This is a genomic window from Paraburkholderia sp., assembly GCF_050742655.1.
Taxonomy (GTDB): Bacteria; Pseudomonadota; Gammaproteobacteria; order Burkholderiales; family Burkholderiaceae; genus Paraburkholderia.
The window spans coordinates 515,687-535,055 of sequence record NZ_JBOIGG010000001.1; the positions used below are offsets into that span (position 1 = coordinate 515,687).

18 protein-coding genes are annotated in these 19,369 nt (G+C 59.5%); 6 read left to right on the top strand and 12 right to left on the bottom strand.

Translation table 11 applies throughout. The features are described 5' to 3' along the window. Nucleotides 1-88: 88 nt before the first annotated feature. The 5 genes from ACREXZ_RS02295 to ACREXZ_RS02315 form a co-directional block, all read right to left on the bottom strand. Complete coding sequence (locus ACREXZ_RS02295) at nt 89-2,437, bottom strand: hypothetical protein (RefSeq protein WP_431762386.1); 2,349 nt, start codon at nt 2,435-2,437, stop codon at nt 89-91. A 135-nt stretch (nt 2,438-2,572) separates the two neighbouring features. Continuing rightward, the gene (locus ACREXZ_RS02300; RefSeq protein WP_431762387.1) at nt 2,573-3,508 is read right to left on the bottom strand and encodes a hypothetical protein; all 936 of its coding nucleotides are present in this window, start codon (nt 3,506-3,508) and stop codon (nt 2,573-2,575) included. Next, nucleotides 3,505-5,031 (bottom strand): TniQ family protein, encoded by a 1,527-nt coding sequence (locus ACREXZ_RS02305; protein WP_431762388.1) that lies wholly within the window; start codon nt 5,029-5,031, stop codon nt 3,505-3,507. The genes ACREXZ_RS02300 and ACREXZ_RS02305 overlap by 4 nt, the downstream gene beginning before the upstream one ends. A gap of 2 nt (nt 5,032-5,033) precedes the next feature. After that, on the bottom strand, nt 5,034-5,555 hold the full coding sequence (locus ACREXZ_RS02310; protein WP_431762389.1) for a TnsD family Tn7-like transposition protein: 522 nt from the start codon (nt 5,553-5,555) through the stop codon (nt 5,034-5,036). 898 nt (nt 5,556-6,453) lie between these two features. Further along, nucleotides 6,454-7,785: a hypothetical protein gene (locus tag ACREXZ_RS02315; protein ID WP_431762390.1), complete on the bottom strand. Its 1,332-nt coding sequence runs from the start codon at nt 7,783-7,785 to the stop codon at nt 6,454-6,456. Nucleotides 7,786-8,716: 931 nt separating this feature from the next. On the opposite strand from ACREXZ_RS02315, the gene ACREXZ_RS02320 reads away from it, so the two are divergent. The 5 genes from ACREXZ_RS02320 to ACREXZ_RS02340 all read left to right on the top strand — a co-directional run bounded on the left by ACREXZ_RS02320 (nt 8,717) and on the right by ACREXZ_RS02340 (nt 11,151). Beyond that, nucleotides 8,717-9,310 carry a DUF6471 domain-containing protein gene (locus ACREXZ_RS02320; RefSeq protein WP_431762391.1) on the top strand — a complete coding sequence of 198 codons (594 nt, stop codon included), beginning with the start codon at nt 8,717-8,719 and terminating at the stop codon, nt 9,308-9,310. A 649-nt stretch (nt 9,311-9,959) separates the two neighbouring features. Beyond that, complete coding sequence (locus ACREXZ_RS02325) at nt 9,960-10,274, top strand: BPSL0761 family protein (protein WP_431762392.1); 315 nt, start codon at nt 9,960-9,962, stop codon at nt 10,272-10,274. Next, entirely contained in the window at nt 10,249-10,626 is a 378-nt protein-coding gene (locus tag ACREXZ_RS02330; protein ID WP_431762393.1) for a hypothetical protein, read from the top strand. The genes ACREXZ_RS02325 and ACREXZ_RS02330 overlap by 26 nt, the downstream gene beginning before the upstream one ends. Next, a complete protein-coding gene (locus ACREXZ_RS02335) occupies nt 10,616-10,867 on the top strand; it encodes an excisionase family DNA-binding protein (RefSeq protein ID WP_431762394.1) in 252 nt (83 codons plus the stop codon). The genes ACREXZ_RS02330 and ACREXZ_RS02335 overlap by 11 nt, the downstream gene beginning before the upstream one ends. Nucleotides 10,868-10,998: 131 nt before the next feature. After that, nucleotides 10,999-11,151 carry a hypothetical protein gene (locus tag ACREXZ_RS02340; RefSeq protein ID WP_179743072.1) on the top strand — a complete coding sequence of 51 codons (153 nt, stop codon included), beginning with the start codon at nt 10,999-11,001 and terminating at the stop codon, nt 11,149-11,151. A gap of 793 nt (nt 11,152-11,944) precedes the next feature. On the opposite strand, the gene ACREXZ_RS02345 is transcribed toward ACREXZ_RS02340, so the two are convergent. The 3 genes from ACREXZ_RS02345 to ACREXZ_RS02355 all read right to left on the bottom strand — a co-directional run bounded on the left by ACREXZ_RS02345 (nt 11,945) and on the right by ACREXZ_RS02355 (nt 13,715). Then, nucleotides 11,945-12,649, bottom strand: a complete 705-nt coding sequence (locus tag ACREXZ_RS02345) for an SDR family NAD(P)-dependent oxidoreductase (protein WP_431762395.1) — start codon at nt 12,647-12,649, stop codon at nt 11,945-11,947. A gap of 120 nt (nt 12,650-12,769) precedes the next feature. After that, nucleotides 12,770-13,213, bottom strand: a complete 444-nt coding sequence (locus tag ACREXZ_RS02350; protein ID WP_431762396.1) for a hypothetical protein — start codon at nt 13,211-13,213, stop codon at nt 12,770-12,772. A 163-nt stretch (nt 13,214-13,376) separates the two neighbouring features. Then, nucleotides 13,377-13,715, bottom strand: coding sequence for a hypothetical protein (locus tag ACREXZ_RS02355; RefSeq protein WP_431762397.1), 339 nt, complete (start codon nt 13,713-13,715; stop codon nt 13,377-13,379). A 166-nt stretch (nt 13,716-13,881) separates the two neighbouring features. Between ACREXZ_RS02355 and ACREXZ_RS02360 the strand changes: the two genes are divergently transcribed. Next, nucleotides 13,882-14,364 (top strand): hypothetical protein, encoded by a 483-nt coding sequence (locus ACREXZ_RS02360; RefSeq protein WP_431762398.1) that lies wholly within the window; start codon nt 13,882-13,884, stop codon nt 14,362-14,364. A 36-nt stretch (nt 14,365-14,400) separates the two neighbouring features. On the opposite strand, the gene ACREXZ_RS02365 is transcribed toward ACREXZ_RS02360, so the two are convergent. The 4 genes from ACREXZ_RS02365 to ACREXZ_RS02380 are packed head-to-tail and all read right to left on the bottom strand — an operon-like array spanning nt 14,401 to nt 19,314. Further along, the gene (locus ACREXZ_RS02365) at nt 14,401-15,240 is read right to left on the bottom strand and encodes an amidohydrolase family protein (RefSeq protein WP_431762399.1); all 840 of its coding nucleotides are present in this window, start codon (nt 15,238-15,240) and stop codon (nt 14,401-14,403) included. After that, nucleotides 15,237-16,250 (bottom strand): NAD(P)-dependent oxidoreductase, encoded by a 1,014-nt coding sequence (locus ACREXZ_RS02370; protein WP_431762400.1) that lies wholly within the window; start codon nt 16,248-16,250, stop codon nt 15,237-15,239. Before ACREXZ_RS02370 ends, ACREXZ_RS02365 begins: the two co-directional genes overlap by 4 nt. Continuing rightward, a complete protein-coding gene (locus ACREXZ_RS02375) occupies nt 16,247-17,359 on the bottom strand; it encodes a LacI family DNA-binding transcriptional regulator (protein ID WP_431762401.1) in 1,113 nt (370 codons plus the stop codon). Before ACREXZ_RS02375 ends, ACREXZ_RS02370 begins: the two co-directional genes overlap by 4 nt. A 35-nt stretch (nt 17,360-17,394) precedes the next feature. Continuing rightward, on the bottom strand, nt 17,395-19,314 hold the full coding sequence (locus tag ACREXZ_RS02380; RefSeq protein WP_431762475.1) for a TRAP transporter large permease subunit: 1,920 nt from the start codon (nt 19,312-19,314) through the stop codon (nt 17,395-17,397). Nucleotides 19,315-19,369 lie beyond the last annotated feature (55 nt).

Below are 19,369 nucleotides of genomic sequence, written 5' to 3' on the forward strand. Positions count from 1 at the left end.
GCGGAGCCGCATCGCACCGATGCAAAGGCTCCAAATCTTCAAGGTGTTAGTCATACCCGGTTACCTGACCGGAAATATCTGCCTCGCTTCAGCGCTTCTCGAGCGCCTCCTGACCTGGGATACGCCGAGAAAGACGCTGCGCAAGTCGTTGCAAGTAAGACGACTCTACGGCCAGTGAGGACTCTGTGCGCCGCGCAGGTTCGGACCCTGGAACTTCAACACCGGTGTTCGCAATGCCATAGGCGTCAGCCTGGGCGGCACCCCGCCTGGCGTTTTGCTTCCCTTCGGCGTTAGCCCTGGCGCTTTTCGCGCTGACGCCTTCGAGTCCGCCCATCTCGTTTCCGGCGCGAATGCCGTCCGCTTTGACGACGTTGGAGTGAGTCCTGCCCGTAACCCGGTTGCGACTCGTTCGACGGGCTGGCTTGAGTATTTCTTCTCGCCACGAATCGTCCGCGTTGAGGAACTCCAGTCCTTTCCAGGTGACGGAGCCGATATTGCGGGCATCTTCCTCGACGATGTTGAGGACAGCTGTCGTACCATCGGATTTTTGCCAAAGTAGGATTCGGGCGTGTCCGTCCAGACGTTTCACCCGCGCGGGCAAAGGAGTGGGCCTGCCAGGCTGGCTCGCATGCTCATTGAAGTGCTCAACGAGTTCATCGGAGGTGTAGCGCATCGACATGAAGTTGACCAAACCTCGCCGACAAATCCGCGTTTGCCACGGGATAAATCGCTCGAACACCTCTCGGGGTGTAAGCTTGCGAGCGGCGTCGCCGCGGCGTTGTGCCTGGGTGTAGTTGAAGATGGCTTCCGGGGTCAGCCCGACGCCTGCCGTTCGCATCGCGTGTGACCTAAGCCGCTTTTTGTTCGTGTACAGGTTGTAATGCTGGATTGCCTTCAGCAGCAGGCGCTCGAACTGGTCCAATGGAATGGGGACATCCTTTGCTTTCCGGCGCCGCATATCTTTGGAGAGATGGTCGGTTCGGCGGGTGTATGCGCTGTCTTCGCCGAGCATCATCAGAATCATCAAGCTGTTGACGCCTTCTCCGACACCCTTAAGGTCTCCACGTCCGGGAGGCGGCAGCATCCTCATCAGGCCCATCTCATCGCAAGCAGCCACAATGACGTGCTCGGATGCGCCAGCTCCGTTGTCGACGAATATCGCGTCAATGTTGCCGTGAAGCAGTCCTTTGGTCGACGTGAGACCGAGTTCCTGCGCGCGTTCAACCTTAGGCAGAAAGACCGACGCGATGCATCGGCGAAACGCTTCGGCATTCTCACCCCTGATGGCTAACTCGTAACCGAGGATGGCTCCGGACAGACGCGACACCGCGAACATTACCGTCATGTGGACACTTTCAATCCGGGCGCCAATTCGAGCGGCTACGCCAATCTTCGCAACGAAGCCGTCGACGTCAAGAATCTCAATGAGCCCTTGTGTGAGATGGCTTGCCTGACCGACACGCGCGTCGTTGTACTGCGCTGACAGCCGTTTTCCTTCCCTGAGGCTCTTGAGGGAAAGGTCAGGGATGAGCCGCTTTGTCGCGTGATGGCGGAACGACCGAAGGCTAGGAATGAGACGTTTCGGCCATTTTGGATAGTCCATGAGAACCATGCGGTCATAGGCCTCACGCATGGTGCAACGTAACCGCGCCCAATGCTGCTCCAACGTGCGAATAAACTTTGTTTCGTCGCTCGGCCTAACGGGATGACGGCGCTCATGACTCTCAGCACCAATCGCTGCGTTTCGCGACGCGACGCGAACTTCACTTGCTGACTTTGGACCCGGCTTCATCTTGTTTATCCCAACACGCGACATTTTAGGATGTCCCTGCCGGAACGTATGTTTCGCGAGCGCGTTCGGGTGGCCGCCGTTATGCACGAATTTGTGGAACAACTTTCTGATGGCCGTCTGGAATCCATGCGGCTGACCAAGCGCGGTGACTACGCGTTTCAGGGCCACTGAGCGAGCGCTATCGCTGACCACCACCAGGTCATTGAAGATGAAATCGGAAGGGTTGCCTTTTCCGACAGGGTCGAGATACGCGAACGCCTGCACAATCCGCATACGCTTATCCATTCCCTTCATGGCGCTGGGTCTCAGCTTGTCGCGAGCCCCCTTCATCTCGATGGGCATGACGGTGTCATCGACCAGATAAATGTCGTCGAGCGGCTTGTCGTCTGCGCTCTCATGCCACGTTTCCCATGCGCCGACATCCTTGGGTGTTCCGGAGGTGACCCGCAGCACGTGGAGGGATTTGTCGTATGGGTTCCAGGCGACAGACCGGTAAATCACGTAGTCGCCATCGCGCTCGCGCTTGAAAGGGGTAAATCGGCCAAGCTGGTGGGGCCAGGTAGCGGATTGAAACTCGAGCAGCTGTGCAAGCTGCTCAGGATTAGGGACAGGGGGATTAATGAAATCGGAGAAAATGGGTTGCATTTTTTGCTTCTTATCAACTAGGTATACTAATCGATGTTATTTGACATGTTTCTACAATCGGAGACCGAACGAGGCCATGACCAGCTATCTGGATGGCCCCGACGACGACCTATGAGCGGCTGTGGTTGCCTGTTGCTAGCGAATCAGGTGCATGGGTAACTCCACCTTTAGCTCTTTCGAATGGTCGACCGTCAAGAAACCGTATGAGACAGCGACGGCAAAGAGCTGATGCGCGGCATCGTCGCTGATGCCAAGGCGTCTTGAAATGCGTCCAAGCACGGAGCCCATTGCCCCCCGTGCGCTGCTCCTAAGAAACGCATTCGCAAACCAATGTGCGTCGTCATAGTTCAAAGCCACATCCTGGTCGCGCACGGTTCGATACATACCGAAGTTATTTACGAACTCCCGCTGGCCAATGGCGTCGCCACGCATCAACTCCCACGTCCATCCACGAAGCGCGAGAGCGTTCCGCTCGCGCTGCTCCCGGTCGAGTTCCGCCTGGTTCGGGACGTATTTCGCGTCCTTGATGGAGATACCGTGGTAGTGCAACTCCAGGCTGCCCGGCATCACGTAGGTAACGATGACGTCAATGGTCATAAGGTCTGTGCGCAACAGGAGTTCGCGCTTGCTTTGTGCGCGGCGTAGGGCAGCGACGTCGTAGATTCCATACTGGTCCCGCACATCAATGACGTACGGATGGAATGCGAGGGAGAACAGGATGCGCTGCTCATTTCCTGATAACGCCTCGTAGCGTCGGCGGAATTTCAGCCCACGAAATGTCGTACGCGTACTCAACGATGACTGGCGGGCCTTGAGCAAGGCGTCATAGTCAACACCGTGCGGCCAACCGTACTTGTCGGTCGGCGGTAACCGGATGTCTCTCGGCGTGACGAACGGGCGCGCGAGATTCAACAGCCTGAACTCACCGATGGTAGCTCCCTGGTTCGCGGGTGGTCGATGGGCAGCGATAGGCGGCCACGTCCGCTTCACCTGGAGAGTGCTGGTCGCGAGATAGCCAGACCTTTCCGCGCAGGCAGCAATATCTTCTCTGCTGGATGTGGGGACACTCATCGTGCGACTCCGTGTTTGAGAAACTTCCGCACTGTCACATCGTCCATTTCGTTAATCTGTTCCTTGGTGAATTGCGGCATCTTCAAGACGGTCGCCGAGTTGCAAAGCGTCATCAAGCGGCGGCGTCTATACGCCGGCTCGGACTCCTCGCACTCCGCGAGCGCCAGTTTCGCGAGCGGCAATCGGTCACGGATTAGATGCCATGCGAGGTCCATTCGGTGTCCACGTGTCAAAGCGCGTTGTGTAAGTCTCCCGCGATAGCCCTCATCAAAAAGCCGCTTTGCCGTCGCACGTATGTGTCCGGAGAATGACCGGTCGAGAGCTTTGTCATAGGCAAATCGCGTAGGTACGTCTTCTCCTGCTGCGACCATGTTTGAGCGAGACAGAAAATAACCTGCGCAGCGAGGAAGGCGACGCATCAGTTGAGAGAAAGTGTCATCAGGATGCATCCTTCGAACTTCCCGATACAACTCAACGTAGTGAGCGAACCATCGGTCGTGATTTTTCGCAGCCCATTTACGGTTTCTGGCGGCAGTGCTTCGAAGACTGACGTTCTCCTTTTCCGTCGCGGGCGCAGTTTGGCGTTCCTCGGATGCCGCGGTCAAACATTCCGCTTCAACCGCATCCCAAGTTCCGTAGAGTGCAATCAGCAACGCGACGCCTTGCAACGGATTTCGGAATACGGCTTTGCCGCGTAGGACGGCCCCGACTTGCACGCGTCCGAGCAGAATCGAAGTACGCGAGATTAGACGTGAGTGAGGGGTGTCCTTAAGATACTCTTCCGTGCGACGCCAGTTGATGCCTTTTTCCTCTACCAACCCCAGTTCACTGGCGGATTTTGCAACAAGGGTCGCAAAACCTATGTGATTGAGTTGCGGCAAGTAGTTAGGCTGCAGCAGGTTTGAAGCAGCTTTCGCCATCTCCGTTTCCGATGCCATGTCGGCGTCGGACAACGCCGTCGCCTGCGAGAGAGGCCTCAGTCCGCAGCCGCAATGCCTGCCCGGGTGCGTTGTCAGATTCGGATATCTCCTGAAGTCGGCACACATCTCGCACGGGACGTGCAGCGGCAGTTGATGCCGACCACAAAAGAGCAGGCCTGGTACAAGATGGTCGCGTTTCCAATAAGGGTTGCCGCACGGCGCGATATTGTCCTGGATGCACATAGGGCAGCAAGCAGCGGTAGCGCGCGCCCAGCCAGAGCGTGGTCCGTTTAGCCCGACCACGGCCGGTAGCCCCATTTTGGGCGCGTCAAGACAGTGACCTTCGAGAAAGGCTTGCCCTTCGGGGTCCAATGCGCGCTTGAATAACGGCAAAAGCATATTGCGAGCGAAAACCTTATCGAGCGGTCCAACCAAATCTCCAAACTGGTTAATAAGGCTCCGCATACCACTCGGAAACAGCAGTCCACTTGGTGTCAGGTCAACACACGCGAAGCTACGAAGGCGCGCCGGGTACAGGGGTAAATGCTCACCCTCGGCGATGGAGGTCATCACCATCGATGCAAAAGGTTCATTCGATTGCATGTTCAGCGGGCTCCCTCGCGTTGATAGCTGAGCACGGTCGAAATCCGTAATCTCGCTTCGCGTGCGACCGAGGCCACATCCATTGTCATTTCATTTTCAGCAAGGACCGAAATCGCGCTCTCCAGTCTGCGAGCGATGAAAACCTCGCGACGGGCGGGCAACTGTGCGGCTTTTCCTGCACCACCGAACGCTTGTGTTGCACGGTCGAACAGGTATTGATTCATCCCGTAGGCGAGACGTGTCTGATATGCCGACGGAAGCGGCTCGCGACCAGCTGCGCTGCTGCGGACCGGCCTCTCGTTTGACAAGAAGACGCCTGCGAACGACGCCGACGGCATCGCAGGTTGCTTTCGATTCAAGCGGCGTCGACGAGTGACCTGGTTGCTGACCAGCCACTCACGGTCGTGTCGATACAACCACACCCAAAGAGCCGGTTGCCGATGCCGAATCTCCTTGAGCCCCATTCCAGCGCACTCGGTTTGATGGCGCAACCATGCAGTGCGCTTCTCGTCACGTTTATCCATAGCGGGCGCCGTATTGCTCCCCCCCGTTTTTGTTGTGCATGACCTGATGGGCAATGGGTCAACATCCGCCGACAGCCATTCAAGCAGTATCAGGAAGACCGGATGGATGGCTCTCTCCTCCCGATTCAGCATGTGTATGCTGGTTGCCGCGATGTCCGTACTCGCGAGCAGCTCGTTCAGACGAACGTCCTCGAAGCCATCGGAGAAAACAGCGGTGAATGCGCTTCGAAGCGAATCGAGCCGGCACCGTCCGGTTCCGGAAAGGTAATGTTTCTCACATAGCCGCCGACGTATGCCGTCCCTAGTCCGCTGAGATGAGCATCCGCACGCCATTGCGTGAGCCACCTGTGCGTAACGGGTTGCATTGCATGCCGTATTTTCGCTGGCGTGGGACGCCAGCATCTCTTCGAGGGAGCTGCAATCGTCGTCGCTGACCAGCTTGCACTCGTGAATCGGACAGCGGGTAACGAAATCAATGCAGTGTATGCAATACGAAACGCGGCGCCCATGCACCTCAGCGGCGAAACGCGCGCATTCAGGGCACTGCAGGCCGTGGCGATTTCCACATTGGATGAACGGCTGCAGCCGAGGACAGCAAGTTCGGGAATGCAGCCCGCCCACTAGCTGGGCAACGAGCTTCCGTTGCATTAGAGGGCTCATACCCTGGAAATACAAAGGCGCGAGCGAAAACTCGGACACGACCTGTTCGGGTCCTCCGTATGCACCTTCTGTTGCTTCGCAGAACAGCTTTGCGCGCGACGGCAGGGTCCCGACTAGCGGAGCACAACGTCGGTAGCAACGTCCAGATAGCCGACGAGCGGCTTCAGTGCCGGTCGTAAAAGCAGCAGCCTCAAGTAGACTCGTCGCGGTTTCACCCGCGCTAGCGGGAACATAGGTCCTAAGCATGGTTAGCCCCCTGCGTCGGCACGTCGGTGATGCGCAATGCTGGATTCGTCTCTTCCAGTCCCGGCACCGACAGCATCATCGGCTCGACGGGAAGCCAGTCACCGTGCCTACGAATGCTGGCAGAGGTGAATGAGCCACCTTCGCGCAGTCTCCTGATGGCACGGAGATGCGGCCCTTCCAGGGCGAGGGCATCTGTTGCCAACTTCAGAAAATCGTCCTTCCCAGGTCGTTTGAAATCCTCTTTCCGGCTGATGCTCTCGATATGAACGCATACCTTGACCGCAAGCTCGTTGAGTCCGCAAGTCATCCACCAAATCGTGTCAGCGAACCAGTCCGGTTCGCCAAAACCCATGCAACCTGTCAGATACGTCGAGTAGATGTACTCGCACGTCAGGGACCACTGCGCAGAGCCTCGTTGTGCCGGCGCAATGTTGTACCAGGTCTTTCCGGCAAGGAACGTAGTCGCAGTGCTCTGCTCGGAGAGCGCCGCCGCAGCACCTGGTGTAGCAAGGCAAACAATCGGAATGCCGGTATCTGCGGTGAAACGAGCAAGGATTGCCCACAAGCTTTTGGCCGGCTTCGTGCTTGCATTGCGCGTATCGATTTGTTCGACAATCAGCACGCCGAGATTTGCCGCAATCGCATAGGCCTGTAAGGCCGGCCCAACTTCCTCTTCTCCGCGATGGAAAGGACCGCGCAGGCGCGCTGAATGCGCCAGATTCATGGCGTCGTCGAAGTAGCGGAGGAAAAGTTTTCCAAACGAACGCGGTGAGCCGTTTTCTGGGAACGGCACGCTCAGAGATGGCAGGCGCGTGTATCGAATCACCCCACCTTGCGGCACAGCGATTTCAATGAGTTCGCGCTCTTTGCCGAACACACGCTGCAAAGCTTTCCGAAGTGCCTGCTGGCTCATCCCCGTCGGAATTATGACGAAATGACCACGCGGTCCGGCGCTGTCGACGGTAATCGGCGCGGCTTCTAGCGCATGGCCGTGCCGGTCAGTCTGATGATTGATGTACATGGCCGCGGAGACGGTCTTACGTCTGAACTCTTCGCAATTCAAGTTGCGCTCTGCCGCGCTTTCGAGAGCAGAGGCAAATAGTTCGACCGCGAGTCGCGCATGCTCGAACGTTGGAATCTGAAAGTCACCTACGCCAATGCTGCGCTCCCCGAGGCGCTCTGCTGGGATGCACTCCATTGCGTCGTAGCCGTCATCGAGCGACGTGATGTCCCTGAGAAACCGCGCGCACGGATTAGGCAGACCCAAATGGTCTGCGGGTTGCGCGACGCCAATGTCGTCCGAAGCGTCGACAATCATTTGCATGGCGCCACCTCCGCCGCGAGTGTGGACAGAGCGACGGCACGATGTGTTTGCTGACGCGAATAAGGAGGAACTGCAGCCGGCCGCGAGCGCGCCGATGGTCGCACAGGCGATGGCCATGTCGGCTTCCGACGGGCGAGAGCGAACGTAGGTGGCAAGCGGACCGCGCTAATTCGCGGGGCCGCAATTGATGCAGCGTTGCTGCGGATGAAATCGTCGCGCGCAGGAAGGCGCGATGACATGCGAAACGTCGTCATGGGATGTCCCTATACGCCTGAGTACAGGCGTGTTGACAAGGCGCACCCTTTCTGGCAACCTAACGCGCGTCGAAGCGTTAGGAGTTACCTTTCGAGGTACGTCCTGTAAGGCGGCAATTAGGGCTGGTCCCCTAGTTGCCGTTTTTCATTTGTAGCGATGCAATGCGTTAATGCTTCCTCCTACGGTGCTTGCTCGCCAAGGAACTCTGGTCAGCTACTGGCGGGCCGACTTGACAAAACAGCTATTTCGCGGGAAAATCCGCTCCGAGTTCACTTCGAATCAGCTGGAAAGTGAACTAATGAACTACAAAAATACGAATAGTCGGCCAAAAAATTCAGGCCAAGGTGGGGCGCGATGTTACAGGAAATCGCTGCCTTTCTGCAAGCACATCCACAGCGCGGTCGGCTAGACTCGCTTCAATCCATTGCCCGTTCGGGCGACAATCAATCCAAACATCAAGCGTTGGCGCCAATCGGCCCAGACTGTGATTATTTGTTTTCGTTTTCGCAGCTTGGTTGACGTGCGCATCGCAATCCAATGTCCGTCGTCGACTCGATGCGGCGGATGGCCTGTTCACGGGCGTGGCGCAAACTGACTACTGGCGGTGTTGCGCCATACATCACTACAATCACAGGCACTGGACGCTCGGTTAGGGCCAGCATTCGTTATATTTTTCTTGAGCGATTTCGATACATTTGTCACAGTTAATTTAGTACATCGTTTTCAAAATACAAAGGACCTTTTTGTGAGCGAGGCAGATACGCGATGGAACGACCTAGCCTCCCGAGTGATACGCGTGGCGCTCGAGCGAAAGGGCCTCAGCTATGCTGAGTTAGCCAATGCGCTCACCGCAATTGGCGTGAAGGAAACCGAACGCTCTCTCATTTCGCGAGTTGCACGCGGTAGCGCCAAGCTAACTCTGCTGCTCCAGATTGTTCACGTCACTCACGCACTTCCTCCCTGTCTGTGGATAGATGCCATCAGGGCAGCTGACTCTTGGGAGGGCCGCGCACAAGCCGTTGTCAGCACTGAACTTGCGCGTAAACCGTGGGTAACGCCGCTAAGATTGACTGGTCTGCTGGCCGACATTGGTACTACCATCTCCGAGAAGGTGCTGGTCTCCCAACTGTCGAGCGGCGCGTTGCCGCTGTCTCTCTTTCTCCAGTGTCTGGTCGTGTTGGGAAGCACCAGCCTCGACCGCTACATTGATTTCCCTGACCTCACTTCCGCAGCTGCACCCGTTGCAGAGCCACCGTCGAAATCGGGCTAAATAGCTAAGCGTCTTGCGTTCCTCAGGCAGTGTTCTACACTGCTTGTACCGATACATTTGTATCGTATTTGAAGCGCCAAATTTCCGTCGCTGCGCCGACATTCATCGTCGACCCCGTGCAGTCACGCCCCGCTAATGCGTGACACTCGCCGCTTTCGTCGACACGTCGTGGAGGGCGTCGGGAGCTTTGGTACTGCTTTCCAGGTCAACCCCAAAAGCGCGTCGACTCCGGTTCGCTGCGTCGGTCAGGAGATGGTTGGACTGCGCATGTTGGCCGCCAGGTCCACGACAGAACCGAAGGGTATGACCTCCCGCCACCGGGAGACTGCGATGCCTATCTGGAGACCGCGCCCTGCGTCCGCATTGCCAAGGATTCCGTTATCTCGATGGCGCATATTCGAGACGGAGGATGGGAGCAGGCATTTTGTTGGCGTTGATATGTTTGACTCATCCGGGCGTGTCAGCTCGCCGATAGTGACGTTCGACCCGGTCGCAATGCAGGGCACGACTCAGACCGGACGTATTTACGAGCTAGTCGGCAGGAAAGGCTGGTCATTGAATGTCGAATACGTCTGGATAAGGTGGTGCGAGCTGTACGAGGTGACGTCGTACACCGACGTCACCGAACGTCTGCTCGACGGAGCTGATTATGACGACCCCACATGAGCGCACGAAAGCCGTTATTGATACGCGAGCGCTGTTGCAGATGCTCGCCTCTGCCGACGAGATAACCATCAACGGCCTTGTCCAGACCGTGGCCCTAGGCCTGCTCAGGCACTATCCACTCGACATTGACCTGGACCGGTCGGCCGCAGCATTACCCGGAATCTGGGCCGCACCAAAACACAGGCGGTCGGGCTCAACAGCAGTCTCGGAATGTCCACGAGGTTCTCCCTACCGGGGCGATGCTGACGATGTCCGCAGTCAGGAAGAAGAAGATGACCAGACGGCATGTGGTTCCTGACGATTTCCCGAGGAAGTCGTGGGCTGGACTCGTGCCCGGTGCACAACCCAAGCTTCTCGTGCGCGAGAAGAACAGGCGATATCACACCGGTCTCACAGACGAAGAGTTGTGGACGCGCTATGACGCGTGCGAGGACCTCTCCGGTCAGCTCGCGGAGTACGCCTCGGGAAAGATGTCCGCGTCTGACCTGTCGCTGGACGATGCACTGGAGAGGGTCGAGAAAGGTCTGAAAGCGAAGGTAGGCGCCGGCCGGTGGGATTTTTCTCGCGGCGTGATGGCCTGGTTGATGCAGCGTACGCGTGAGCTACTGTCGGCTGCGAGCAGCGGCGGAGGCGTTCACCATGACCGTTGAAGAAGCCGCGAAATATCTCTTCGTGAGCCGTTCTCATATCCGCGTTCTTCTCGCGTCAGGGACGCTGCTCGAAGTTTTGCCGGGAAACCCGCTCGGTGAGGTCGAAGTCGAAGTGGCTTCGGTACAGGCTTACCGGGAGAGATTGGACGCCGCGCGGCGAGCCTGGCTGGATGCGCAGACGGAGGATAACGACCCTGTGAGGTCGCAGGTACATCGACGACCTCCGCCCGATGATTCCTAGCTCAGGATATCGCCACTGCCGCTATCTGGCCCTAGCGACATCAATCGGCTCCCCACATGGTCAAAACGAACACCAGCGCCACATTATGGTTTAGCTATTCGCCCATCATCAGAACCACAAGGAGGTAAGACATGAAGCAGCTCAACCCCTTTTCTGAATGGCTACTCCACTTCGCTTCATCACAAAAGAATATCGACCGCGTCGCGATGTGGTTCGGAGGGGGCGTCTCAGTTCTGGCAGCTACATTTACCGTCGCAGTCATTGTCATGCTGCTGCTCAGATGAGCTATGCCGGGAACGACACGGTCATCGTCTGGTTCTCGAAATGTCTTTGCGACTGGGCAGGCTGACCACCGAGGTCGGGCCACCTGACAACGCGGCTATCGCCCGTCACTACAGGGGAGCGGCAGATGCTTTCGGAAAATATTCTGGACCTTGAGATTGCGCTTCGGAAGATTCACGAACTGTCTATGGCGGACGGCGATTTAGGGTATGCATACTGGCACGAAGTTGGTCAGCTTCTACGGCGAACAGTTAGTATGCAAGCCGAAATGGATTTGCTCACAAAGGAGTTGGAACGATGTCGCGCAATACTTGCTCGCGAAACTGGTTGAAAGTCACGCCAGATGTGGCAACAGGTGTTAGTCCAGCATCAATGCATTCGTCTGGTCGAGCCGCACGCAACAGTGATGTCCGGCGAACCGTGCCTAGTCGTCGTTCTCTTTCGAGCGTGGCGACCTGATGTGAAGCCACGACACTCGCATTTGACGCTCGACTACACTCGGTGCCTGCCGCAACTGGTGCGGCGCTTTTGTGCGCTCAGACGGTGAGTCACCTGCGTGGTTTTCAGGCGGCGTTGTCCGTAAACCAAATTATTGGAAAAACGTGTGTTCGGATGTTGAAGGTGTGTTCGCAAACATTTGTCGGACTGGATGCCTACAGGACGCCCACGTAACAGATTGATATGCCGAGATAATTTTGGCGTAACCAGAACTAACGGTGACGTGTAACCAGAATTAATGTACCTCGGCAAGAGATGAAGTGCCGGGTTCCACGCTGAGCCGCGTTTGGCTCCAGCCTATACACGCCCCGCGACAGGCAGCAACGCCCCGGTGATCGCGTCGGCATCCGAAGAAAGCAGGAACGCAATGATCGAGCCAATCTGTTCCGGCTTGACCCATTTCGTAAAATCCGCATCGGGCATATCGGCGCGATTCTTTGCGGTGTCGATAGTGCTCGGCAAAATGGCGTTGACCGTTATCCCCTTGTGCTTCAATTCTTCGGAAAGCGCTTCGGTGAAGCGTGCCAGAGCGGCCTTCGATGCGGCATAGGCCCCCATTCCGAGACCGGCCTTAAGTCCCGCCATGGCACCGATATTGACGATACGTCCCATGCCGTTTTCCAGTAAAAAGGGGATCGCCGCTTCGGAAGCGGTCAACGCCGTCTTCAGGTTCACCTGATACATCAGATCCCACGTCTCCGAATGACCTCCGATGACCGGCTCCCATCGGAATCCTCCAGCCACGTTGATCAATGCGTCGAGACGGCCAAAGCGGGTCTTGATTTCGGCGAAAGCCTGCTGGGTTTGTACAAGCGAAGTCAAATCCACTCCACCGATCGCCATTGAGTTGTTGCCCGAATCTTTGGGCATCTGCGGTGGCGCCTCGCGGCCCAGCAACACCACCTGCATCCCATGCTCTGCCAGAACTTTCCCAACAGCGCTGCCAAGGGCACCGAACCCACCTGTTACGGCGACGACCTTTCCATTCAAGCTGTTGTCCATGTTTCAGAAGCCAAAGAAAGTTTGTCATGCAGAAACTGGATGTGTCTGTCGCTCGATGCGAGCCCGACCGCTATCAGTTGATGGCGTCGATCGACAAGCGGCGCCGATCCAGGCAGGCCCCTACAGAATGGCTACCTGCTGGGGATCCTCGGCGGCATACTTCACCTTTACCTTGTCACCGACCCGTGGCACGGCAATGCGGGAGACCATGGTCTGGATGTTGACATCGTAGGGCGTGCCGTTCGCAGGGCTGACAGTCATGTGGATCACGACTACGGGACTATCGTTGACCGTGGCGCCGGTGTCCTGCACGGAAAGGATATCGGCAGTACCGTCCAGTCCGGTCTGAATCAGTTTCAGTCGCTCCTGTTGTCCCGCCAGAGCGTTCTGTCCCATGTCCATCACGCCATTCATTTTGTCGACAAATCCTTTGCCCATAAAAGTCTTTGTCATGAGGCCTGTTAATCCGGAGTTAAGCGACTTCTTGTGATCCTCCATCGCACCTACGGGGTCTGTTTCCGCTTTCTTTATTGCGTCCTGGATTTTCTTACCGATACCAAACATGTTGTGCTCCTCTTCCAGTGATCCTTGATAGATAGAGTGCAGGCTCCGACGATATTGCGGCTTCGTCGGACATATTGTAGGTCAGCAGAATTACATGACGAGTTGATGATCCGGACACCTGTTCCGGTTATCCGCGCATTCATCCGTTTGCTCAGGCTCCATTTCAGGCGCCCGAAAAAACAATCGCCGCGTTGTCGCCAATCTGGGCGAAGGTCCGGACAAAACGGTACGCCTGGTCACCGATCTCCATCTCATTAATACCCGATCGAGTGAGCTCGAGCATCTCGTTTGCGCACGCGGCCGAAATTGTTCCTCGCTTCTTCAGATCCTCAAGCGGAGCGGTCGGGTCACCGAGGTAGACGGTGCAGACATCGCTCGTGTGACGAATCATCACGACGCTCTCGACCCTGTCGAGCGACAGTTCGAGGTATTCGGCCAGCGTCTGGAGCGACTCGGATATTTTTCCGCGTTCGTGAAGAGGCAGTTCGGTTGCGCTCGCCATGATGTTCATCCTCACGGGTTGAAGTGCGACCATTATCGCGCTTCTGCGGTCCACATCGCGCATGTAACTTTTCCGACTGCCGGAACGAACTAGATAGAACCGACCTACGCACAGCTCATCGGGCACGTGCGGTTCCTCAACATTCGACCGCAATGGAAGGGCTTCCATGCAAACTTCTTCGCTGACCAGCCCGCGCGCCGTACCGCGAGTCCTGGATATGCTCACCTGGGCTGCGGCGCTGTACACCGCGTATGTCTTCATTCCGGCCGACATAGGCAAGTTCGGAGCGAAGCCGTTTCCCGTGCACCTTTTCACGATCTTGACGGCCTGGCTGCACATCCCCGGCCATGAGGCGCAGTTCCGGTTGATTACCGCGTCGGCGGAAGTGCTGGCGACGGTGCTGATCCTGCTTCCGTGGACCCGGTTATATGGTGCGCTGCTGGCACTTGCCGTCATGTCCGGCGCGATCTTCTTTCACGTTGTCAGCCCATTGGGCCTCGACCCGGCACATGACGGCGGCCACCTGTTTATGACGGCCTGCATCATCTGGGTGCTGTCGATCTTCGTGATCTGGGTTCGTCGGAGCGAGCTTCTCGCGCTGCTCTCAAGGCTGCGAGGACGATTGGGATCCGACCGCTCGTCGGCCTGAACAATCTTGAGCTCAGTGCCCACACCAGTTTGCCGGTCACTCCAACCCAAACCCATAAAGCCGCGCCGGATTGTCGACGAGTATCTTCAGCTGCACCGCCGGATCCGGCGCCCAACGCGACAACAGATCGAGCATCGCGCGGTCGTCGGGAACAGGTTTGCGGTTCGGATGCGGCCAGTTGCTCGCCCACAGGCAACGCTCGGGGTGCGCCGCCGCCAGTGCCTGTGCGAGCGCGCTCACGTCGTCGTAGTGAGGCGGCCCGACACGCGATGTCTCGTAGGGAGCAGAGATTTTTACCCACGTATTGCCGGCATCGAGCAGCGCTAGCAGGCTGCGGAACGCAGCATGATCCGTTGTGACCGGTTCCAGGAATTTGCCGGTGTGATCGAGCGACAGTCTGCATGGCAGGGCCCGCAGTTTCGTCTCGTAGTGCGGCAGGTCGCGTCCATCCAGTTGCAGATTGACGACCCAGCCGAACTCCGCGATCCGCGCGGCGAGCCCTTCGAGATCGCCCCATTCGAGCAGGCCACCGCTACCCGGAATCATCATGAAGCGCACGCCGCGTACGCCTGCGTCGTGCATCGCCTGCAGTTCGGCCACAGACGTATCGGGGCGGATCACGACGATGCCGCGCGCCGCGTCGTCGGCCAGCGCAAGCGCTTCAAGCAGACAGCGATTGTCGAACCCATAGCCCGTCGGCTGGACCAGAACCGCGCGTGAAAGGCCGAGACTGCGCTGCACGGCCGCGTACTGCGCCCACGAAGCCTGGGGCGGAGTGAACGTCGACGTTCGCGCAAGCGGATAGCATTCGAGTTCATAGATATGCACGTGACAGTCGCACGCGCCGGCCAGCGGATTCGAAAACGGCGTACTCATCGGCGTGCTCCTTGTGTTACGCGAAAGAAGGCGGACAGGCGCGTCGCGTGCTCCGCATTGACCGCGTGCGCAGGCATGCGGCCGTCGACGAGCGCGCGCACCTGCTCGACAGTATCCATCGCCTGGTGTTCGATTGCGGGCGGCGTGAGTCCGCCGACATGCGGCGTCGCGACGATCTTCGGATGAGCCGCCAGCGTGGCGGCCGGCATCTGGTCGGTGGCACGGCCGACGTCGATGGCCGCGCCCGCGATCGTGTTCCGGTCCAGTGCGTCGATCAGTGCGTCGTCGTCGACGAGTTCGCCGCGTGCCGCGTTGATGAAGAACGCGTCGCTGCGCATCCGCGCGAATGCGTCGCGACCGAACAGATTCGCAGTTTCGGGCACGGCGGGCGCGAGGCACACCACGTAGTCGCTGTGCGCGAGCACGTCGTCGAATGAAACCTGTTCGACGTCCGCGTCGTCGATCGTCGCGTGCGGGTCGTAGACGCGCACCGACATGTCGAGCGCGCGAGCGAGTTGGGCGAGTCGCCGTCCGATAAAACCGTAGCCGACGATGCCGAGTGTCGACGCGCGCAACTCGCGGCCCATCGCAATCGCGGGTGCGCGCCGCTGCCAGTACGCGGCCGCCGACGTGCTGAGGCCGCGGCCCAGATCGATCATCGCGCCGACGATCCACTCCGCCACCGACGTGTCGAAGCCTGGCGTCGCGCGCGTGACGAGCACGCCATGATGGCTCGCGGCGTCGACGTCGATGTTGCGGATATCGACCGCCACGCGGCAGATCGCAACGAGGTCCGGCAGCCGCTCGAAGAGCGCCGCGGGCGCCGCCGCATCGCGGCTCGCAACGACGATGTCGTGGCCGGCCGCGACGTCGACGAATTCGTCGAGCGTGAGCAGCCGTCCGTGCGGATTGAGTGTGACGTCGCCGAGCGTGCGCAGCTGCGCGAGCGCGCGGGCGCCGTAGTAGTTTTTCAGCGCATCGGGGGTATGCGTCAGATAGATACGGGTCATGTCGAGGAGGCAGTCTTTCTGACGCGGGCCGGCGCAGCAACCGACTGGCGCGCGATCAGAACAGGTTGGAATAGAAAATCGGAGGGCGGCAGGTTCGGGTCGACCGAGCGTTCGATCGCGCGCTCGACCATCGCATTGGCCATTTCTGTGAGCGGCATCGCCACCGACGTGAGGCCGGGATTGACGAACGCGGCCACCGGCAGGCCGTCCATACCGACCACCGACACGTCTTCCGGCACACGCAGCCCGAGCCGCGTGAGGCCCGACATCAGGCCGATCGCGAGCATGTCGTTGACGGCCACGATGCCGGTCGGCCTCGGCCGCAGTGCAGCGACCTGGCTCGCCATCGCGAAGCCGAGGTCCGCCAGCTCGGAGTCGCCGAACGCCTGCGACACCTGACCTTCGACGACCTTCGCCGAATACCGGGCGCCGGCGGACGACACGCGCTCGAGAAAACCCGCGGTCTTCTCGCCGCGACTGACGGTCTTGCCGTGCGGCAGCAGAAACGAGAGCCGGCGGTGGCCGTGCTCGATCAGATGATCCGCAGCGAGATAACCCGCCTGATAGTTGTCGGGCGAAACGTGATCGACCCGCGAGTGCCTGTCGCTATCGCTGCCCGCACCGCGGTCGTAGCTGACTACCGCGAGGCCGCGCGCCACCGCTTTTTCGAGGTGACGTTCATCGTCGAGCGACGAGATCACGATCACGGCGCGCACGCCGAACGACAGCAGATCGTCGAACATGCGGGCTTCCTGCTGCTTGTCGCGATGCGTGTTGCCGAGCAGCAGCCGGTAGTTGAAGCGCTGCTGCGCGGCCGCTTCGATGTTCAGTGCGAGTTGCCCATACATCGGGTTCGCTGTGGACGGCACGAGCAACCCGAGCATCGGCGTGTGGCCGGTTTTCAGCTGGCGCGCGACGCGGTTCGGACTGAACGACAGCGTGCGGATCGCGTCTTCCACGCGCTCCCATGTCTGCGCGCTCAGCTTGTCGGTGCGTCCGTTGAGCACGTTCGACACCGAACTCGTCGACACGCCTGCGAGTGCGGCGACGTCGTGAATCGTTGCCGTGATCCTGTCGGTTGCCCGGTCCGTTGCTCTGTCCGTTGCCATAGAGGTCGTGTGTCTCGTTGCGCGTGGAGTGCCGGTTACGCCATGTTGAAATGCCGCGGCAGCCATAGCGAGATCGACGGCACCAGCACCAGGAGTGCCAGCATGATCGCCAGCAGCGCGAGGTACTTGAGCATCCGGCGCGCCACGTCTTCGCCGCGTGTACCGGTCATCGCGCAGGTGGCGAAGAGCCCGAGGCCGAACGGCGGCGCGAACAGGCCGAATCCCATCGCGGTCACCGCGATCGTGCCGAAGTGCAGCGGATTGATGCCGAGCTGCACGGCGATCGGCACCAGCAGCGGCCCGAAGATGATCAGTGCGGGCGCACCTTCGAGCACCGAGCCGAACACGATCATGATGACCACCGACACGCCGAGAAACGCGAGGCTGCCGTAGTTGTGCGCGAGCGCCAGCATGGTCGTCGACAGCAGCGCGGGAATCTGCAGGATCGTGAGCGCGAATGCAACGCCGGAGGCCGCCGCGATGATGAAGAGAATACCCGCGGCCATTGACGACGCGCGCACGAACAGACGCGCCGTCGCGCGCGGCGTGAGTTCGCGGAACGCAAGACCGCCCACGATGAGCGCATAGATCACCGCGAACGCCGACACTTCGGTCGACGTGGCGATCCCCGAGGTCACGCCCTTGCCGATCATCATGACCATCGCGAGCGCGACCAGCGCGCCGCCGAGCAGCCGCAGCAGCGGCGTGCGCACGGGAAATGCGGCCTGTGGATCGATCTTCCTGCCGAAGATCACGACCATCGTGGAAAGCGCAAGCGCCATCACGGCGGCGGGTACGATGCCAGCCAGAAACAGCCCGCCGATCGAGATGTTCGCGACGAAACCGATGATGATCATGTTGATGCAGGGCGGAATGGTTTCGGCCATCACCGCCGATGCCGCGAGCACCGCCGCCGTTTCGTTCGCGTCCTGGCGGGTGCGCCGTACGGCCGGCACGACGATGCCGCCGACCGCCGCGATGTCGGCGAGCTTCGAGCCCGAGACGCCTGAAAAGAAGGCGGTGGCGAGAATCGCGATCAGGTTCATCGAGCCACGTACGCGGCCGAAGATGCGCACGAGCAACTCGATCAGCCGTGCCGACATGCCGTTCGCTTCCATCAACAGACCGGCCAGGACGAAGAACGGAATCGCGAGCAGCACGAAGTGGTCGATGCCGGCCATCACCTGCTGCGAATAGATGATCATCGGCAGGCTCGGCTCGCTGACGAAAAACAGCAGCGCGGCCAGCGCGAGCACGAAGGCGATCGGCACGCCGACCGCGAGGCTGACGACAAAGCCCGCGAGCAGCAGCCCCCACGGAGCAATCGCATACGCACTGGCCAGCGCATTCCAGCCGTACACCGCGGCCGCGACCGCGCAGCAACCGGCGAGCGTGAACCAGGTGCCGCGGGTCGCGCCGCTGACGGCATTGGCGATGCCGACGGCCGTCATCAGCAGCGCACCCAGCAGTACGGGCAGTACGCCGATCCACTGCGGCAGGCCCATCGGTGTGGTCACATTGGCAGCGTCGCCGAGCAGTTGCCATGCGGACCACGCGAGTCCCGCCGCAGTGCCGGCGACGATCCAGCCGCCCGTGCGCGTGGCTGTTGGCCGCCATGCCTCGGGCAGCAGCCCGCGAAAGAAATCGATATGGACATGCTGGCCGCGCGCCAGCACGGTCGCGCCGCCGAGAAACACCAGCATCACCATCAGGTCGCCGGCGACTTCCTCCGCCCAGTCGACCGGATGGTGGACGAAGTAACGCAGGATCACCGACGCGAACACGACCAGCACGTCGACGGCGAGCACCACCGCGCACAGTCGCTCGACCAGCACGCACAGCGCCGCCAGCGTGCGGCCCGCAAGGCCGCCTGTGCCGAAGCCCCAGTTGTCCGGTGCCGTTCCGGGCTCGCTGGCCGGTGTGGTCGTGTCGTCGCGCAGGCCGAGGCCGTGCATCTGGCTGATTGATTCGTTCATCGCGTGGCTCCCGTCGCCAGTACCAATGGGCGCA

Excerpts from the sequence above, each read along its gene's own strand:
- ACREXZ_RS02360 (WP_431762398.1), top strand. The coding sequence starts at position 13,882 with ATGCAAACTTCTTCGCTGACCAGCCCGCGCGCCGTACCGCGAGTCCTG.
- ACREXZ_RS02345 (WP_431762395.1), bottom strand. The coding sequence starts at position 12,649 with ATGGACAACAGCTTGAATGGAAAGGTCGTCGCCGTAACAGGTGGGTTC.
- ACREXZ_RS02375 (WP_431762401.1), bottom strand. The coding sequence starts at position 17,359 with ATGGCAACGGACAGAGCAACGGACCGGGCAACCGACAGGATCACGGCA.
- ACREXZ_RS02355 (WP_431762397.1), bottom strand. The coding sequence starts at position 13,715 with ATGGCGAGCGCAACCGAACTGCCTCTTCACGAACGCGGAAAAATATCC.
- ACREXZ_RS02330 (WP_431762393.1), top strand. The coding sequence starts at position 10,249 with ATGACCAGACGGCATGTGGTTCCTGACGATTTCCCGAGGAAGTCGTGG.
- ACREXZ_RS02340 (WP_179743072.1), top strand. The coding sequence starts at position 10,999 with ATGAAGCAGCTCAACCCCTTTTCTGAATGGCTACTCCACTTCGCTTCA.
- ACREXZ_RS02315 (WP_431762390.1), bottom strand. The coding sequence starts at position 7,785 with ATGCAAATGATTGTCGACGCTTCGGACGACATTGGCGTCGCGCAACCC.
- ACREXZ_RS02370 (WP_431762400.1), bottom strand. The coding sequence starts at position 16,250 with ATGACCCGTATCTATCTGACGCATACCCCCGATGCGCTGAAAAACTAC.
- ACREXZ_RS02325 (WP_431762392.1), top strand. The coding sequence starts at position 9,960 with ATGACGACCCCACATGAGCGCACGAAAGCCGTTATTGATACGCGAGCG.
- ACREXZ_RS02310 (WP_431762389.1), bottom strand. The coding sequence starts at position 5,555 with ATGGATAAACGTGACGAGAAGCGCACTGCATGGTTGCGCCATCAAACC.
- ACREXZ_RS02335 (WP_431762394.1), top strand. The coding sequence starts at position 10,616 with ATGACCGTTGAAGAAGCCGCGAAATATCTCTTCGTGAGCCGTTCTCAT.
- ACREXZ_RS02300 (WP_431762387.1), bottom strand. The coding sequence starts at position 3,508 with ATGAGTGTCCCCACATCCAGCAGAGAAGATATTGCTGCCTGCGCGGAA.
- ACREXZ_RS02350 (WP_431762396.1), bottom strand. The coding sequence starts at position 13,213 with ATGTTTGGTATCGGTAAGAAAATCCAGGACGCAATAAAGAAAGCGGAA.
- ACREXZ_RS02305 (WP_431762388.1), bottom strand. The coding sequence starts at position 5,031 with ATGCAATCGAATGAACCTTTTGCATCGATGGTGATGACCTCCATCGCC.
- ACREXZ_RS02365 (WP_431762399.1), bottom strand. The coding sequence starts at position 15,240 with ATGAGTACGCCGTTTTCGAATCCGCTGGCCGGCGCGTGCGACTGTCAC.
- ACREXZ_RS02295 (WP_431762386.1), bottom strand. The coding sequence starts at position 2,437 with ATGCAACCCATTTTCTCCGATTTCATTAATCCCCCTGTCCCTAATCCT.
- ACREXZ_RS02380 (WP_431762475.1), bottom strand. The coding sequence starts at position 19,314 with ATGCACGGCCTCGGCCTGCGCGACGACACGACCACACCGGCCAGCGAG.